Origin of the sequence: Galbibacter pacificus (assembly GCF_029603165.1) — a bacterium.
Taxonomy (GTDB): Bacteria; Bacteroidota; Bacteroidia; order Flavobacteriales; family Flavobacteriaceae; genus Galbibacter; species Galbibacter pacificus.
Genome location: NZ_JAQSVC010000002.1, coordinates 368,440 through 384,987 on the forward strand (window position 1 = coordinate 368,440; position 16,548 = coordinate 384,987).

A 16,548-nucleotide genomic window follows, 5' to 3' on the forward strand; every position below is an offset into this window, starting at 1 on the left:
ATTAAGCGATACAAATTTAACATAAAAGAAGTGTAATAAAATAGTTACTTCTTGCTTTTAAATTTCCTGCTTTTCTTTTTATTTGGATTGTTGAACAATCTTTTAAAAAAACCATCGCGTTTTTCCGGGTTGCAATCAAGGCTTTCCAATATTTCTTTTGATGGAGTTTTAAATGTTGTTTGTGTAATGGCATCTAACTCTTTTTGTTTGTTCATTTTTTGCAACCATAAGCCAAATATAGGTAAGGCAGCATTAGCACCTTGCCCCATGGCCGTTGTTTTAAAGCCTATTTGGTGATTGTCCAGCCCAACCCAGGTTACGCTTACCAATGCCGGTGTAATGCCCACAAACCACGCATCCTTATTATTTTGGGTGGTACCTGTTTTTCCGGCTATATCGTTTTTTAGTCCATACGTACCCCGTAACCGGGTTGCTGTACCGCTATTAATTGTAGCTTTCATCATTTCCAGCATAACTTCCCTAGTGGTGTCAGAAATAGCTTTTTCGTTTTCTTCCGGTTTTTCGTGTTCCATCAAGACATTTCCATGATCGTCTTCTATTTTTGTTATAAAAAAGGGCGTAGCGGGAATTCCGTTATTTACGTATGAAGTATAGGCTTTTGCCATTTCCATGACGCTAACTTCTGCCGTACCCAAAGCTAACGAAGGAACTTCTGGCAGGGCAGAGGTAATGCCCATTTTTTGTGCCTGCAATATGGTATTTTTTATACCTGCTTTTTCCAGTACTTTTACGGCAATTGTGTTAATGGAATTGCTCAATGCGTATTCCATGGAATAGTTCATGTATTCTTCATCTTCGTCTTTTGAGGCATTTTCTGGGGTCCAGCCTTTTAGGTTTTCGTAAGAAACGGGCTCCACCGAAAAATACGTGCACGGGTCCAATCCATTTTCAATGGCAGTAGTGTAAACAAAAGGTTTAAAGGTAGACCCCACTTGGCGCTTACTTTGTATTACATGGTCGTATTTAAAAAACTCGTAGTCAATTCCGCCGACCCATGTTTGCAGGGCGCCATTTTTTGGGTTAACGGATACAAACCCACAATTTAAATATTTTAAATAATGTTTTAGGCTATCTACCGTACTCAAGTTTTGTTTAGAAATGCTATCCCATTCAAAAACTTTTATTTCTTTTTCTTTCTGAAGGGAATCCATAATCTGGGCGTCATTCAAGCTGGCATTGGCCAATTTTTTATAAGAAGTTGTTTTTTTCAGTGCAGTATTTATAAGAAGCTTGTTGGTAAGCCACGGAGCCTTTTCTCCATAACTTTCTTCAAATTGTTGCTGAAGCTTGCTTAAATGTTCTTTAATGGCTTCTTCGGCCAATTTTTGCATTTCATAATTAATAGTGGTATGTATTTTTAATCCGTCGGTATAAATATTTATGGTGGTATCTTTTTTCTGGTTGTACTCTTTCAGCCAATCTTTTAAATATAGCCTTACATGTTCCCTAAAATAAGGCGCCATGCCGTCGTTGTAGCTATATTGCTGGATGTCCAGTTTTAAGGTGTCTTTAGAAAGGGTATCGTATGCTTCTTCATCGAGGTATTTGTAGTTTTTCATTTGATAAAGCACTACGTTTCTCCGTTGCATGCTCCTTTTTGGAAATAATTTTGGATTGTAATAATAAGTGGCTTTTAACGAGCCCACGAGCGTAGCGGCTTCAACAATGGACAAATGCGATGCTGTTTTATTGAAAAAGTGTTTTGAGGCACTTTCTATTCCGTAGGTATTGTCGCTAAACGGAACCGTATTTAAATAGTGCAATAAAATTTCATCTTTTGAATATACATCTTCCAGCCTTTTGGCAATTATGGATTCTCTTAATTTATGCACAATTATTCCCAATGAGCCCAGGCTTTTTCTAGGGTATAGGTTCTTTGCCAACTGTTGGGTAATGGTGCTCCCGCCACCCGATGACTCGTCTTGGAGCAGGATTGTTTTAAAAAAAACACGAAGCAAACTTTTATTGTCCACGCCGTTGTGCTCGTAAAAACGGGCATCTTCTGTAGCTACAAGTGCATTGATAAGCGTTTCTGGAATACTGTCAAAAGGGATTGGCTGCCTGTCGTTTATGTACAGTTTCCCAATGAGCCTGCCGTCGTTTGACAATATTTCTGTGGCTTCGTTCAGGTTGAGTTCAGAAAGCTCCTTTTCAGAAGGAATATGCCCCCAGGCCCCTAAATACACACTTAATACAAAAACAATGATGAGTCCAAAAAAACTCGCCAAAGCGATGAGCAGTTGCTTTTTATATTTTTTTAAATAGGCTTTTATCTTATCCATAGATTACAAACAAACAATTTTTTTTAATGTCTTTTGGTTAAAGGTGTATTAAAGTTATGGTGAAGCCACTGCTTATGTATACGAAAAAAAATCCCGCTTGGATGAAGCGGGATATAAATTATTGATTAAAACTTTTTAGCCTAAATACATTTTTAAAATTTTACTTCTGGAATTATGGCGGAGTCTTCTAATGCCTTTTTCCCTGATCTGCCTAACGCGCTCCCTGGTAAGGTCGAATACATCGCCTATTTCTTCCAAGGTCATGGGCTGTTGGTCGCCAATGCCATAGTTTAGCCTGATTACATTGGCTTCACGGGTGGTAAGCGTTTCCAGGGCACGGTTTATTTCAATGTTTAAGGAATCGTGCAACAGGTCTTTGTCCGGGTTAGGGGACTCGCCAGAGCGGACCACATCGTACAAATTGGATGTTTCCCCTTCTTTTAAAGGGGCGTCCATGGAAAGGTGCCTTCCCGAATTCCGCATGGACTGTTTTACGTCCTTAACGGTCATGTCCAGTTCTTTTGCGATCTCTTCGGCCGAAGGGGCCCTTTCGTGCTCTTGTTCCAGAAAAGAGTATGCTTTATTGATTTTATTGATGGACCCAATTTTATTAAGCGGCAGCCTTACTATTCTCGACTGCTCTGCCAATGCCTGTAAAATAGATTGGCGTATCCACCAAACTGCATACGATATAAATTTAAAACCACGGGTTTCATCAAACCTTTTGGCAGCTTTTACCAAGCCCAAATTGCCTTCGTTGATAAGGTCGGGCAATTTAAGCCCTTGATTTTGATATTGTTTTGCAACCGAAACCACAAAGCGTAAGTTAGCTTTTGTTAACTTTTCTAGGGCAACCTGATCGCCTTCACGGATACGCTGTGCCAATTCTACTTCTTCATCGGCAGTAATCATATCAATCTTGCTTATATCTTGCAAATACTTATCTAAAGATTTCGACTCGCGGTTGGTTACCTGCTTTATAATTTTAAGTTGTCTCATGTATTTTTTTCTATAAATTGATAATAACCTAGCATTAATAACATTTTTTTTCCAGAAAAGCAAATACAACTCCCTTTTAATGTCTTAAAACCCTGTTTTTTAGGATAATTTTAAGATTTACGGGCATGTTTTTTCCTTTAGGAAGAAGCTATTACAAAAAAACGCCTGAGAAATAAATCATCAGGCGTTTGTTATTAAGTGGATTAAAAAACTATTTAATCTCCAATACTTCAATTTCAAAGGTAAGGTCTTTTCCTGCCAATGGATGGTTGGCATCTACTACAATCGACGCGTCTTTTACATCGGCAACCACCAATTGTATTTCTCTTCCGTCAGGAGTTCTGGAAACAAGCCCCATTCCTTTTTTTGGTTCTATGTTTTCTGGAAGTTCTGCTTTAGGGATTTCCTGGAACAATTCTTCCCTTATGTCACCATAAGCTTCTGCAGAAGGAATATTGATAGTCTTCTTTTCGTTAACCGACATGTTTAAAATTCCGTTTTCAAACCCGGGGATTAATTGTCCCTGACCAAGCGTGAATTCCAATGGTTCTCTTTCCAGTGAACTGTCAAAAACTTGACCGTCCTCCAATTTTCCCGTGTAATGAACTTTAACTGTGTCGTTTTCCTTTACTTGACTCATATATACATTTTAATTATTGCCAGCATTTTTGCGGGCTTGAGTTTTTAATAAAGTGCGAAGCTAGGATAAATATATGGAACGACCATAGCGATTATGTTAAGTATTGTATAAAAGCTTCATTTCCAGTGATTTTTGATTTTTAGGCTGAAAAAAAAGCCACTTCTTTGTTAATCTTGTGTTTATCTCTGTCGAAAATTTCACTTTAAGGATAAAACTAGCTAAATTTGCCCGTTTAACCATTTACCTAAAAAGAAAGCATGTTTGCGATTGAAGAAGAAGAAAAAAAGGAGCTCTACGATTATCAAAAAGGGGCAATAGACGAGATTTTTGATCGTATACATAACAAGCCGCATAATTACCACCTTTTGTACCAATTGCCAACAGGTGGGGGGAAGACAGTTATTTTTTCTGAAATTGTACGAAGGTATATTCAGGAAAACAATAAAAAAGTGGTGGTGCTTACGCATAGAATAGAACTAAGTAAGCAAACCTCCAAAATGCTGCGTGGCTTTAACGTCAAAAATAAGGTTATAAACAGCAAGGTTAAGGAATTGCCCGACCAAAAGGACTATATGTGCTTTGTTGCCATGGTAGAAACCTTAAAAAACAGGCTGAACGACAACAAGCTGGAGATAGAAGACGTAGGTCTTGTAATAATAGATGAGGCGCATTACAATTCTTTTAGAAAACTATTGTCTTATTTTAAAAACAGTTTTATCCTTGGTGTTACCGCAACCCCGTTGAGCTCGAATATAAAGCTTCCCATGAAGGATAATTACAATGAGCTGATTATCGGGGAAGCCATAAAGACACTTATCGACAAGGGTTTTTTGGCAAAAGCCGATACCTTTTCGTTTGATGTGGGTCTTGGGACCTTAAAAATTGGTATCAATGGCGATTATACGGTAAAATCTTCAGAGGCACTGTATTCAAACCTGGAAATGCAGGAAAAGCTGCTGCATGCATACGAAGAAAAGGCCAAAGGGACCAAAACCCTTATTTTTAACAACGGGATTAACACATCTTGGTATGTTTACGAAATGTTCAGGGAAGCCGGTTATCCGGTGAGGCATTTAGATAATACGCACAGCAACAAAGAGCGTAAGGCAATTTTGAAATGGTTTAAAAACACGCCCGATGCTATTTTAAGTTCGGTAAGTATTTTAACCACTGGCTTTGACGAGCCATCTGTAGAGACCATTATTTTAAACCGTGCCACGCGGTCGCTAACACTTTATTTTCAAATGATAGGCCGTGGTTCGCGCGTGTTACCAAATAAAAATAAGTTTAAAGTGATAGATTTGGGCAATAACGTTGCCCGGTTTGGTTTATGGAGCGAGCCGGTAGACTGGCAGCACATTTTTAGGTATCCCGATTTTTATTTGGAAAATATTAAGGACGATGAGGAAATTGAAAGCAATTTTGTTTACGAAATGCCGCCAAAACTCCGTGAAAAATTTAAAAATACTGCCGATGTTTCTCTTAATATTGAAGAAATTTATGATGAAACTATTAAAAAAGGATTGCGTTCTAAAGTAATATTGGAACGTTCTTTGACACAGCACACCAAAATGTGCGTTGACAATAGTGATGATGCATACGAGGCGAGAATGCTGGCAATGGAGCTAAAAGAGGATATAGACAGCCGTATAAAAAGATACTCGTATTGTATAAGCAAAAGCACCAAGAATTATAGAGATTGGCTGGCGGAAGACTATTTTAGAAAACTCAGGATGAATATCGTAAAAGAATATCAATCATAAAAAAAGAGCCTTTTTAAAAGGCTCTTTTTTTGCTTTTAAGTGTTATTAAATAACGTGAGTTCGATTTAAGCAACAAGTCTTTCATCAATGATTTCAAGATTTAAGGATGGTTTTTTGTCAAAGAATGAATAAGCAATCAATCCTGAAAGGAGGTTTGTTATAAAATTCTCAAAGCTTCTGTGTCTGGTGTGTTCTATTTGGCATTGGTTTTTAAGCTCATCGTTTATGGTTTCAATCAAAGCCCGTTTTCTAAGCATGACCTTATCCTGTAAGAGCATCAGGCAATTTTTCATGTTCTTTCTAATCTTGGTTACCAAATGGACCCCATCCACAATGAGTTGTTCAAACAAGTCTTTGCCTATATACCCTTTATCACCATAAATCTTCCCAAAGATACGTTTGTGAAAACCCATGTTTTTCAAAGGCTCCCTGTCGTCAACATTCCCTTGGGTAAGCATGAAGTCCAATATTTCCCCTCTGTCGTTGACAATTAAATGCAACTTAAAACCAAAGAACCAACCTATGGAGCATTGTCCCTTTACAGCCATGCCCTTAAAAGTCTTATGCTGTTTCTCCCTTTTTATATGGCATGCCCGTAAAGGAGTCGAGTCTATAAAGGAAATGCCAGTACAACGTCCCAGACAGCATGTTTTAAGAAATATGGCCATTGGGAGCACTGCTCTTTGTTGTAATTCAACAAAACGGTTGTAGGACACGGTCTGCGGAAACTCTCCTTGCATATGCACCTTTTGTTTTAGGCTCCTGAATTGTTTATAATGGAATAACACCATAATGGTTATTACTTCACTATCGGACAATTTTGATTTCCGGTTTCTTTTTTTGCTCGCCGTATCCTTTTCAAGAGCAGATTCATGGGTTACTTTTTCAAATTCTTTGCAGAATTCATCGATAAGATAAAAAATTTCTGTAATTTTATCAATAGAAAGCATAAGCGGAAAGTTTAGTTAAATAATTAAAAATCAGTACTTTAATTTACTAAATTTTCTGCTTTTTGTATGGGAAAACTTTACTTTTTTTATATCGAACTCACGTTAAATAATAAGTTTTATTTACATCCTCCGGTAAACCCGGTAGCGTCAAACTCTGTTTGGATGGCGCCTTGCTCTTCACCGCGCTTGGCTTGGATAACCAGCTGGTTAACACCGCTTCCGTCTCGTTTCGGACTACAGTATTCAAATAGGTAATAACTATTGGCTTGTCCTGCAACATTTTCAGAGATATCCTGAAAAGTATCTTCCAGCTCTTCTTTGTTGCTGGCAAATGCACTTCCGGTTTTACCAATTTGAGTCAGGACATTCTCGTCGATTTCATTACCAAGGCCAATGGTGAAAAAAGAAATATTCTCGTCGGCATTTTTTACTTTATTAATGGCATCGCTTTCGCTATAACGGGCAGCTTGATCGGTTCCATCGGTAAAAACAACTACAGATGATGCTGCCAAGATATCAAGTTCTTCGTTTTCCTGGAGTATTCCCGTTGCTATATCGGTAGATTTTATAACCGCACCGTACAAATCGGTAGATGGGTCTTGACTTATGTCGCTTGTTATGCTGTCGATTGCGGTCGTTAACGCTGCACGGTCTGATGTTAATGCGTTTAATTCGTGCAGTTCATCGCTTCCGTCGAACCAATAAATGGCCATTTTAAATTTTTCATCAGGAGTAGCGGGCATTACTTCTTCAACAAAACTAACCGATGCAGTTTTTAATTCTTCTAAACTGGAACTTAATACACTGTTACTTAAATCGAGTACAAGAAGCGTATTTGTATTGAATATTTGCGAATTAGGGGAAATCCTCCCGTTTGATTCGGAAGGCGATATAGGCTTGTAGCAATTATCGTTTCGTCCTTTTTCGTAGATGCTAAAATTGTTTGCCGTTAAGTTTGATACCGGTTCGCCTTCAAGTGTATTCACCTTAAAAAATACCGAAACCTTACCGGGAAGTGTAGTATAAGTATCTTGAATAGACAGTTTTAGCTGTGGGTCTCCAAGCCCGAGGCAATCATCTACATCCGGACCGGAAGCAAAATCGTCATCAGAAGAACCACAAGCAGTAAACATGGTTACAATACATAAAACACTCAATATAGTTTTAAATAATTTCATAAATGTTATCTTTTTATTGTTATTGGGATAAACGTTTCAAAAGGATTAAAATTATATTACAATACCAAATGTTTTAGCTTTTTGTTAGGATTTTGGCCACTTTATTAAAGAGATAGGGGGATTAAAATAAATGCATTTTCCTATCAATTCCCGATATACAATCAGCAATCGCTTAAATGCACGCCAACGGCCAGACCGCCCTCGGAGGTTTCTTTATATTTCGAGTTCATGTCTTTGGCAGTCTCCCACATGGTATTTACTACTTTGTCTAATGGTACCTTGGCATTTTTTGGGTCGGTATCCAGTGCCAGTTCGGCAGCATTAATTGCTTTTATGGCACCCATGGAATTGCGTTCAATGCACGGTACCTGCACGAGTCCGCCAATGGGGTCGCAGGTCAATCCCAAATGGTGTTCCATGGCAATTTCTGCGGCCATGAGCACTTGTTCGGGGGTTCCTCCCAATAATTCTGTTAAGGCTCCCGCGGCCATTGCCGAGGAAACGCCAATTTCTGCCTGACACCCGCCCATGGCAGCCGAAATGGTGGCTCCTTTTTTAAAGATGCTCCCTATTTCCCCGGCAACCAAAAGGAATTTTTTTATCTCATTAAATCCTGCGTTATGGTTTTCAATAACCAGGTAATACATTAAAACAGCAGGAATAACCCCGGCACTTCCATTGGTTGGAGCCGTTACAACCCTGCCTAGCGAAGCATTTACTTCGTTAACGGCAATGGCAAAACAACTTACCCATTTAAGAATTTGCCTGAATTTAACTTCGGTTTTTCTTATAGCTTCCAACCATTCCTGAGGCGATGAATAGGGTACATTGCCCATTAAGCGCTGGTGGGTGTCGTATGCGCGTCGGCGTACATTGAGCCCGCCGGGAAGGTTACCTTCCGTATGGCAACCCGTATGCATGCATTCCAGCATGGTATTCCAAATACGCAATAGTTCCCGGTCTATTTCAATATCTGTCCTGAGCGACCGCTCGTTTTCCAAAACAATATCAGAAATATTGGCATTTTCCTGTTGGCAATACACAAGTAATTCTGTTCCTTTTTGGGTGGGAAAGGGAAATGTTTTAAGGGTCTTGAGATTTTCCTTGGCATGGATTAATTCTTCTTTGACCACAAAACCACCGCCAATGGAATAATAGGTTTCTGTAATCGTTTTTCCAGAACTCAGTCTTGCTTCAAAAGTGAGCCCGTTTGCATGGAAAGGAAGAAATTCCCGGTGAAAAACAATGTTTTCCTTATAATTAAAAGGTAAAATCTTTTCATTGTTAAAACTTAAACTGCCTTCACTTTTAATTTTTGCAACAATACCATTAATGTCCTCAATAGGGATGTATTCAGGATCGGCACCCGAAAGGCCCAAAAGGATGGCCAAGTCGGTAGCATGCCCTTTTCCGGTTAGGGAAAGCGAGCCGTATACATGAACGGTAATTGCAGACACTTGTTTAAAATGTCCCATTTCCTTTAGCTCCGCAATCCATCTTTCGGCGGCTCTCCATGGTCCTAAAGTATGAGAACTGGAAGGGCCCACGCCAATTTTAAGCATATCAAAAACACTTATGCACTCCATGAACGAAAACGTTTTAGCGATGGCAAATATACATTTTGTTACCGAAGTTAAAAGTATAAATGTTTAAAGTTGTTGATTGGTTAATATTAAATTTAAATGAAGGTTACCTTAAAAAAATGTCAAAAGTAATTTCCAGTAGTTTAACCCTACCTTAAACTGGAAAAATAAACCCATACAATAAAGAATAGCTGTAATGGAACCCTAAACCAAAGATAAGTTAGTCCGTTTCCATTGTATTCCCCGGTTTGGTAATTTATATGGTTTAGGGCCGCATAGATATTGGCCGGCAAAACCAGAACAAAAAAAGCTATTAACATCCAGCCAACGATAATTCTATATTGGGGAAATAACAGTCCGATTGCCAAGCATATTTCCATAATGCCTGTTAATATTACAATTTCAAACCTGTACGGAATAAAATCAGGCAACATTTGTTGCATGCCCTTGCCAAAAGCAAAATGGCCGATTGCGGTAAAAACCAGCATAAGGGTCATTGCAATTCGTGCAGCCAATTTATAATCGATATGCCGATGTATTAATTTAAGTAGTAAAGCGGAAAACAAAAAAGAGCCTATGAGTACAATTAGCGGTTTCATTGATTGTTTTTTTAAGATGAATTTTTCAAAAAAGGTTTCTGCAAAGTTCCAATCTTTCCACGCTTTTCACAATGAACCCAAGTTAAGAAATACGCTTTCTTATCCGACTTAAAGCTTGTGGGGTAATTCCAATATACGATGCAATATATTTTAGCGGAATCTGTTTAATTAATTCCGGCCTGTCTAAAAAAAGACTTAAATACCTTTCTTCCGCAGTATTTTTCAACAGTGAAATTTCCCGTTTGGATTTTTTCAGAAACAAGTCTTCACCTGCAATCCTGCCAATGGTATTTCCAATTTGTGTTGTTTGGTATATTTCCTGAAGGTCATTGTACGTTAACCGCCAGAGAACCGTTGCTGTAATGGTTTCCACATTGTAAGTGGAAAGGGTCTGCGTTAAAAAAGAATCGTATGCACTTACAAACGAATTCGCAAATGAAAAACTAAAGGTAAGGTCGTTGTCTATTTTTGGTATATAGAAGCGCACAATACCTTTTTCAATAAAAGAAAGAGAGGTTTCTATATTCCCCTTTTTTAAAATAACGGACTTTTTGGGGTATTCCATCCGCTTTAATTTCGAGGCAAATAGCTGCCAATCTGCATCGGTAATGGAAACGTTTTTTTCAAACTGTTTTCTAATTTCTTCCAAGGCCATTTTTTATAGGGTTCAACTTAATACCATATGGATGTTTATCGATAACAAAATTAGTATAAAAACAATTGGTGTCAGCATACGTGCGTTCCATGGGCAATGTTTACACGGGGCCTTGGCGTGGTTCATTTTGTTTATGACAGTTTGTCATTTTTTTAGGCATGGCATAAAGATTGACTTTTACAAACCGAATTAAAAAAGATTTTTCAAACACTATAAAAACATAAACATGAGTAAAATTATTGGAATTGACTTAGGTACAACCAACTCTTGTGTTTCCGTAATGGAAGGGAACGAGCCAGTAGTTATACCTAATGCCGAAGGAAAAAGAACGACTCCCTCTGTAATTGCTTTTGTTGAAGGCGGCGAGATTAAAGTTGGCGACCCGGCCAAACGTCAAGCCGTGACCAACCCAAATAAAACTATTTATTCGATTAAACGTTTTATGGGGAACAAATTCTCGGAGTCTCAAAGAGAAGCAGACAGAGTACCTTATAAAGTAACCAAAGGAGATAACGACACACCACGTGTGGACATAGACGGACGTTTGTATACACCACAGGAATTATCGGCAATGATCCTTCAAAAAATGAAGAAAACCGCCGAAGATTATTTGGGTCAGGATGTAACGCAAGCGGTTATTACCGTACCAGCATATTTTAACGATTCGCAACGTCAGGCAACCAAGGAAGCCGGTGAAATTGCAGGCTTAAAGGTAGAAAGAATTATTAATGAGCCTACCGCGGCTGCATTGGCTTACGGGCTGGACAAAAAAGGAGAAGACCAGAAAATAGTGGTTTTCGATTTTGGTGGTGGTACGCACGACGTTTCCATCCTTGAGCTGGGAGACGGCGTTTTTGAAGTATTGGCAACCGATGGCGATACCCATTTGGGCGGTGATGATGTTGATGAAAAAATTATAGATTGGTTGGCCGAAGAATTTAAAGCCGATGAAGATATAGACTTAAGGAAAGATTCTATTGCATTGCAACGATTAAAAGAAGCTGCCGAAAAGGCTAAAATTGAATTGTCATCTGCAAATCAAACCGAAATCAATTTACCATATGTTACCGCTACCGCAAGCGGACCAAAACACTTGGTGAAAACATTGAGCAGGTCTAAATTTGAACAATTAATAGCCGACTTGGTAGAAAAAACCATCAAACCTTGCGAAAAAGCATTGAAAAGTGCTGGACTTTCAAAAAGCGATATTGATGAAGTAATTTTGGTAGGTGGGTCTACAAGAATCCCTACCGTACAAGAAGCAGTAGAAAAATTCTTTGGCAAAAAACCGTCCAAAGGAGTTAACCCAGACGAAGTAGTTGCCGTTGGGGCCGCTATTCAAGGTGGTGTACTAACCGGGGACGTTAAAGATGTATTGTTGCTAGATGTAACCCCGCTTTCTTTGGGAATCGAGACCATGGGCGGTGTAATGACCAAGTTAATCGAGGCCAATACAACCATTCCTTCAAAAAAATCGCAAGTGTTCTCTACAGCCGCAGACAATCAGCCTTCTGTAGAAATACACGTACTTCAGGGAGAGAGACCAATGGCCACAGACAATAAAACCATTGGACGTTTTCACCTTGACGGAATTCCGCCAGCACCAAGAGGGGTGCCTCAAATTGAAGTAACCTTCGATATTGACGCAAATGGGATTATAAATGTTTCTGCTAAGGATAAAGGAACCAATAAAGAACAAAATATCCGTATCGAGGCTTCTTCAGGTTTAACCGAAGAAGAAATCGATAAAATGAAGAAAGAAGCAGAAGCCAATGCCGATGCCGACAAAAAAGCCAAAGAGAAAGTAGATAAGCTTAACGAAGCCGATGCCATGATCTTCCAAACTGAAAAACAGTTGAAAGAGTTTGGCGATAAATTATCGGCAGATAAGAAAAAGCCTATTGAAGATGCTTTGGAAGAATTGAAGAAAGCATACGAATCTAAAGAAGTAGACACCATTCAACCTGCTTTGGACAAAATTAACGAGGCTTGGAAAGTAGCTTCAGAAGAAATGTACAAAGCACAGGCCGAAGCCCAGCAAAACGGTGGTGCGGCTCCAGGTGGCGATGCCCAAGGAAACGCAAATGCCGGAGGCGATGCCAAAGAAGGCGAAGATGTACAGGATGTAGACTTCGAAGAAGTGAAGTAAGCACTGATACAAATTCAATAAATAAAAAAATCCCGGGTTTTAGCCCGGGATTTTTTTATTTCAAATAGATTCTTCCTATTTGAGCAACCAGCCACACAAATACACCTAGTATTGTGGCGTACAATCCAATTGGAATAAGAACTTCAATCACCTTTTCGACATTTAAATATTTTCGGGGTAAAAGTATATAAACCCTCATAAATAATTGAAAAAAGTGACTACATCAATTTTGTGTAATACAAATCTTACAAAAATAACAAAATGAAATACATTAGGTTTAGGGGAGAACGGGTTATTTATTACTTTTTTTAAGCATGAAAATACCAATCTCTTTGATCAACCATATTACAATTCCTAAAACAGCAGCTAATTTTCCAATCAGAATTAAAAAATGTCCTGAATCCATGTCTATATAATTTATCATTGCAATACTATGATGATAAATATGTGGAAAGGTTGCTTAAGGGATTTACAATTATTTTTTATTTAGCAGCCAATACGGTTTATTAAACGTTCTCTTTGTCTTTAAGTAGGGTTAGGCAAACACGGATGGTCCAATAATCTATGGCCTCCTCAAAATATTCGTAATATGGTTTTAGTTGCTCGGGATTTTTCAATACCTTTTTTGCTTTTTCTATGGCCTTGAGGTCTGCTTTATTGATGTATTTTATAAGATTTATATCTTTTCCCTGTTCGTATAGGGTAATAAGGTGCGAGTAAATGGTGGTTGTGCTTAACGACCTTTTTTGGGCAATTTCTTCTATAGAAAAGCCTTCTTGGTACAATTCAAGGGTTTTAAGGTGGGTATTTCCCTTTTTTTGCTCTTTTTTCTTTGTTTTCTCTTTATTGAAAGCTATTATTTCTTTAATAAACTGATATCCGTAATTTTCCAGTTTGCGTTTGCCAACCCCGCTAATTTGCATAAATTCTTCATCTGTAAGAGGGCGTTCTTTTTCAATTTCTTTTAAAGTGGCATCATTAAAAATTAAATAGGCAGGAATATCTTCTTCTCTTGCAATTTCCAACCGCAACTTCCGTAAACGTTCAAACAAACTGTTTTTGGTAGTTTGATTGGTACTGGTTTCATTGCTGGCAGTAATTTTATCGGTAGGTTTTGTAAGCGCCACTTTTTGCGCTTCGAATAATACTTTTTTGGCACTTGGGGTTAATTTTAGTGCATTGTGCTCATGGAATGCAATCTCAAGGTACCCAAGGTTTACCATTTGTACAATGTAATGTTGCCAGTCCCGCCATGAGATATTGTTGCCAATTCCATAGGTTTTAACGTGCTGGTAATCTTTTTCCAGCACATGTTGGTTATGCGAGCCCCTCAATACATCAATTACAGGTCCGATGCTTTCCAGCTCCTTGAGGCGGGCAACGCACGACAATGCTTTTTGGGTAAGTATGGTTGCATCAAAAAATTGTGGCGGGTTTTTGCATACATCGCAATTTCCGCAATCTTCCTCTAAAAATTCGCCAAAATAACTCAACAGGATTTTCCGGCGGCAGGAAAGGGCATCGGCATATTGTTTCATACGTTCCAGCTTGGCAAGCTGAACTTCTTGATTGCCACTGGTATTTGCAAAATTTTGCAACTGTACCACATCGGCATAACTATGAAAAAGAAGCGTTTTAGATGGAAGTCCATCCCTTCCGGCACGACCTATTTCTTGATAATAACCTTCTATATTTTTGGGCAGGTTGTAGTGTATTACCCAACGAACGTTCGATTTGTCAATACCCATGCCAAAGGCAATGGTGGCACAAACAATCGCTACGGTGTCATTAATAAAGCCTTCTTGAATTTTAGACCGTTGCGCATGTTGTAAGCCTGCATGGTATGCTTCGGCATTAAAGCCTGCTTTTTGTAGTTTATTGGCAATGGTTTCGGTGGTTTTTCTGCTAAGGCAATATATAATCCCGCTTTGGTTGGGCTTGGTTTTTATAAAATTCACAATTTGTTCCATCCGTTTGTTTCCCGGACGTACTTCTAAACTTAGGTTTTTCCGGTCGAAAGATGCCACAAACTTTTTTGCTTTCGGAATATTGAGCTGTTCTAAAATATCTTCACGCGTGGCCTTGTCGGCAGTGGCGGTCAAGGCTATAACGGGGGTAGAAGAGAAGCGGTTTTTTAAGTGCCCCAATTGTGTATATGCAGGCCTAAAATCGTGTCCCCATGCCGAGATGCAATGGGCTTCGTCTACGGCAAACAGCGAAACTTTTATCTTGTTAAAGATGTTTTCAAGTAGCGATAAGCTTTCTGGCGCAACATACAGCAACTTTATTTTATTAGTTTCTAATTGTGCATAAATATCGTGTTGCTCTTCGGGGGTCTGACTGCTATTGAAATAGCGGGCCGAAATACCGTTTATGTTCAGTCCGTCCACTTGATCTTTCATTAAGGCAATCAACGGGGAAATTACAATGGTTACCCCGTCCATTAAAATAGCGGGAAGTTGATAACAAATGGATTTACCGCCACCGGTTGGCATAATTACCAGGCAATCTTCCCCTTTTAGAACAGTATTAATGATTTCTTTTTGAAGTGGCCTAAAAGTATCATAACCAAAAAAATCTTTTAACGATTTGTAAACAGTAGCTTCATTTGTCATAGGCTACAAAGAAAAGCAATACCGGACAATCCTTAAAGTACGAATGCAAAAGAATTCCTTAAAAAGACTATTTGTAAGAATTAGAAAGCAATAATTTAGTTACTTTTCTTAATCCATTCTTCTTTTAATATTCCGTAGCAACAGGTATTACGTTTAAAACCATTGATTAAGTAAACATTTTTACGCAAAATGCCTTCTAGTTTTGCACCGAGTTTTTCAACTGCTTTTCTGGAACGAATGTTTCTTTCGTCTATCCTAAATTCCACCTTTTCAAAATTCATCTTAAAAAAGGCATAGTCCAGCATTAATTGCTTCATTGCCGTATTCAAGCCATTCCCGTGAAAGTCACGTCCAATCCATGTGGCACCAATGTGCAACACTTTATTTTCCCAGTCTATGTTCATGTAGCGGGTGCTTCCGGCATAGCGGTCCGTCCTTTTGTCAAGAATTATAAATGGAACGGCTTCGTTTTTTCTGGCAAGATCGATGGCGGTCTGTACATATTCAATAAGGGCCTGCAATGTGGAAATGTTTGAAGGGGAATATTGTAATAAATCTTTTTCTGAAGAAATGGCATATAAATTTTTGTAATTCTCCATGGTAAGCGGGGAAAGTTTTACAATTTCGTTTTCAAGGGTCGGTATATTCATTGCGGTTGTTGTATTTTTACGTTTCAAAAGTAGAGATATGAATGCTGATAAAGAAAAAATTTTATCAATCATTACAGAGCGGTGCAAAAAGACGCTCATGGAAACGCTTAACATTGAGTATACCGAGCTTGGCGAAGACTATTTAATTGCCAAAATGCCGGTTACGCCCAAGGTTCACCAACCAGATGGGGTGCTGCACGGAGGGGCAATGGTGGCATTGGCCGAAAGTGTTGGCAGTGCCGCATCGTACATTTTTTTAAATACTTCCGAGTTTTTTGTCAGGGGCATAGAAATTTCTGCAAATCATGTAAAAAGTATTCGCGAAGGCGAAGTTTTTGCCAAGGCAACAATTATTCATAAGGGAAGGACCACGCAGTTATGGGAAATCAAGATTACCGATAAAGACGGAAATCTGGTATCGGTTTCAAAACTTACCACCATTGCTTTACCAAAAGAAAAATAGA

The 16,548-nt window shown here is 38.7% G+C and carries 13 protein-coding genes; 3 read left to right on the top strand and 10 right to left on the bottom strand.

The genetic code is table 11. From position 1 onward, the window contains the following. Window positions 1–44: 44 nt before the first annotated feature. The 3 genes from PSF86_RS06080 to PSF86_RS06090 form a co-directional block, all read right to left on the bottom strand. Complete coding sequence (locus PSF86_RS06080; protein ID WP_277899166.1) at window positions 45–2,303, bottom strand: penicillin-binding protein 1A; 2,259 nt, start codon at window positions 2,301–2,303, stop codon at window positions 45–47. A 135-nt stretch (window positions 2,304–2,438) separates the two neighbouring features. After that, on the bottom strand, window positions 2,439–3,302 hold the full coding sequence (locus tag PSF86_RS06085) for a sigma-70 family RNA polymerase sigma factor (protein WP_277899167.1): 864 nt from the start codon (window positions 3,300–3,302) through the stop codon (window positions 2,439–2,441). 211 nt (window positions 3,303–3,513) lie between these two features. Further along, entirely contained in the window at window positions 3,514–3,942 is a 429-nt protein-coding gene (locus PSF86_RS06090; RefSeq protein ID WP_277899168.1) for an FKBP-type peptidyl-prolyl cis-trans isomerase, read from the bottom strand. A 257-nt stretch (window positions 3,943–4,199) separates the two neighbouring features. On the opposite strand from PSF86_RS06090, the gene PSF86_RS06095 reads away from it, so the two are divergent. Further along, a complete protein-coding gene (locus PSF86_RS06095) occupies window positions 4,200–5,705 on the top strand; it encodes a DEAD/DEAH box helicase (RefSeq protein WP_277899169.1) in 1,506 nt (501 codons plus the stop codon). Between the two features lie 65 nt (window positions 5,706–5,770). Here the strand turns inward: PSF86_RS06095 and PSF86_RS06100 are convergent, their stop codons facing one another. From PSF86_RS06100 to PSF86_RS06120, 5 genes are all read right to left on the bottom strand, one after another. Next, entirely contained in the window at window positions 5,771–6,655 is an 885-nt protein-coding gene (locus tag PSF86_RS06100) for an IS982 family transposase (protein ID WP_277899170.1), read from the bottom strand. A 116-nt stretch (window positions 6,656–6,771) separates the two neighbouring features. After that, complete coding sequence (locus PSF86_RS06105) at window positions 6,772–7,833, bottom strand: vWA domain-containing protein (RefSeq protein ID WP_277899171.1); 1,062 nt, start codon at window positions 7,831–7,833, stop codon at window positions 6,772–6,774. Between the two features lie 161 nt (window positions 7,834–7,994). Beyond that, a complete protein-coding gene (locus tag PSF86_RS06110; protein ID WP_277899172.1) occupies window positions 7,995–9,419 on the bottom strand; it encodes an L-serine ammonia-lyase in 1,425 nt (474 codons plus the stop codon). Between the two features lie 146 nt (window positions 9,420–9,565). Then, complete coding sequence (locus tag PSF86_RS06115; protein WP_277899173.1) at window positions 9,566–10,015, bottom strand: DoxX family protein; 450 nt, start codon at window positions 10,013–10,015, stop codon at window positions 9,566–9,568. 82 nt (window positions 10,016–10,097) lie between these two features. Continuing rightward, a complete protein-coding gene (locus PSF86_RS06120) occupies window positions 10,098–10,664 on the bottom strand; it encodes a Crp/Fnr family transcriptional regulator (RefSeq protein ID WP_277899605.1) in 567 nt (188 codons plus the stop codon). A 232-nt stretch (window positions 10,665–10,896) separates the two neighbouring features. On the opposite strand from PSF86_RS06120, the gene dnaK reads away from it, so the two are divergent. After that, window positions 10,897–12,819 (top strand): molecular chaperone DnaK, encoded by a 1,923-nt coding sequence (gene dnaK, locus PSF86_RS06125; RefSeq protein ID WP_277899174.1) that lies wholly within the window; start codon window positions 10,897–10,899, stop codon window positions 12,817–12,819. 506 nt (window positions 12,820–13,325) lie between these two features. Here the strand turns inward: dnaK and recQ are convergent. Further along, entirely contained in the window at window positions 13,326–15,434 is a 2,109-nt protein-coding gene (gene recQ, locus PSF86_RS06130) for a DNA helicase RecQ (protein ID WP_277899175.1), read from the bottom strand. A gap of 95 nt (window positions 15,435–15,529) precedes the next feature. Then, window positions 15,530–16,084, bottom strand: coding sequence for a GNAT family N-acetyltransferase (locus PSF86_RS06135; RefSeq protein WP_277899176.1), 555 nt, complete (start codon window positions 16,082–16,084; stop codon window positions 15,530–15,532). Window positions 16,085–16,121: 37 nt separating this feature from the next. Here PSF86_RS06135 and PSF86_RS06140 point away from each other — a divergent pair, with 37 nt between their 5' ends. Further along, on the top strand, window positions 16,122–16,547 hold the full coding sequence (locus tag PSF86_RS06140; RefSeq protein ID WP_277899177.1) for a PaaI family thioesterase: 426 nt from the start codon (window positions 16,122–16,124) through the stop codon (window positions 16,545–16,547). Window position 16,548 lies beyond the last annotated feature (1 nt).

Coding starts and splice junctions, on each gene's coding strand:
- PSF86_RS06080 (WP_277899166.1), bottom strand. CDS start 2,303: ATGGATAAGATAAAAGCCTATTTAAAAAAATATAAAAAGCAACTGCTC.
- PSF86_RS06085 (WP_277899167.1), bottom strand. CDS start 3,302: ATGAGACAACTTAAAATTATAAAGCAGGTAACCAACCGCGAGTCGAAA.
- PSF86_RS06090 (WP_277899168.1), bottom strand. CDS start 3,942: ATGAGTCAAGTAAAGGAAAACGACACAGTTAAAGTTCATTACACGGGA.
- PSF86_RS06095 (WP_277899169.1), top strand. CDS start 4,200: ATGTTTGCGATTGAAGAAGAAGAAAAAAAGGAGCTCTACGATTATCAA.
- PSF86_RS06100 (WP_277899170.1), bottom strand. CDS start 6,655: ATGCTTTCTATTGATAAAATTACAGAAATTTTTTATCTTATCGATGAA.
- PSF86_RS06105 (WP_277899171.1), bottom strand. CDS start 7,833: ATGAAATTATTTAAAACTATATTGAGTGTTTTATGTATTGTAACCATG.
- PSF86_RS06110 (WP_277899172.1), bottom strand. CDS start 9,419: ATGGAGTGCATAAGTGTTTTTGATATGCTTAAAATTGGCGTGGGCCCT.
- PSF86_RS06115 (WP_277899173.1), bottom strand. CDS start 10,015: ATGAAACCGCTAATTGTACTCATAGGCTCTTTTTTGTTTTCCGCTTTA.
- dnaK (WP_277899174.1), top strand. CDS start 10,897: ATGAGTAAAATTATTGGAATTGACTTAGGTACAACCAACTCTTGTGTT.
- recQ (WP_277899175.1), bottom strand. CDS start 15,434: ATGACAAATGAAGCTACTGTTTACAAATCGTTAAAAGATTTTTTTGGT.
- PSF86_RS06135 (WP_277899176.1), bottom strand. CDS start 16,084: ATGAATATACCGACCCTTGAAAACGAAATTGTAAAACTTTCCCCGCTT.
- PSF86_RS06140 (WP_277899177.1), top strand. CDS start 16,122: ATGAATGCTGATAAAGAAAAAATTTTATCAATCATTACAGAGCGGTGC.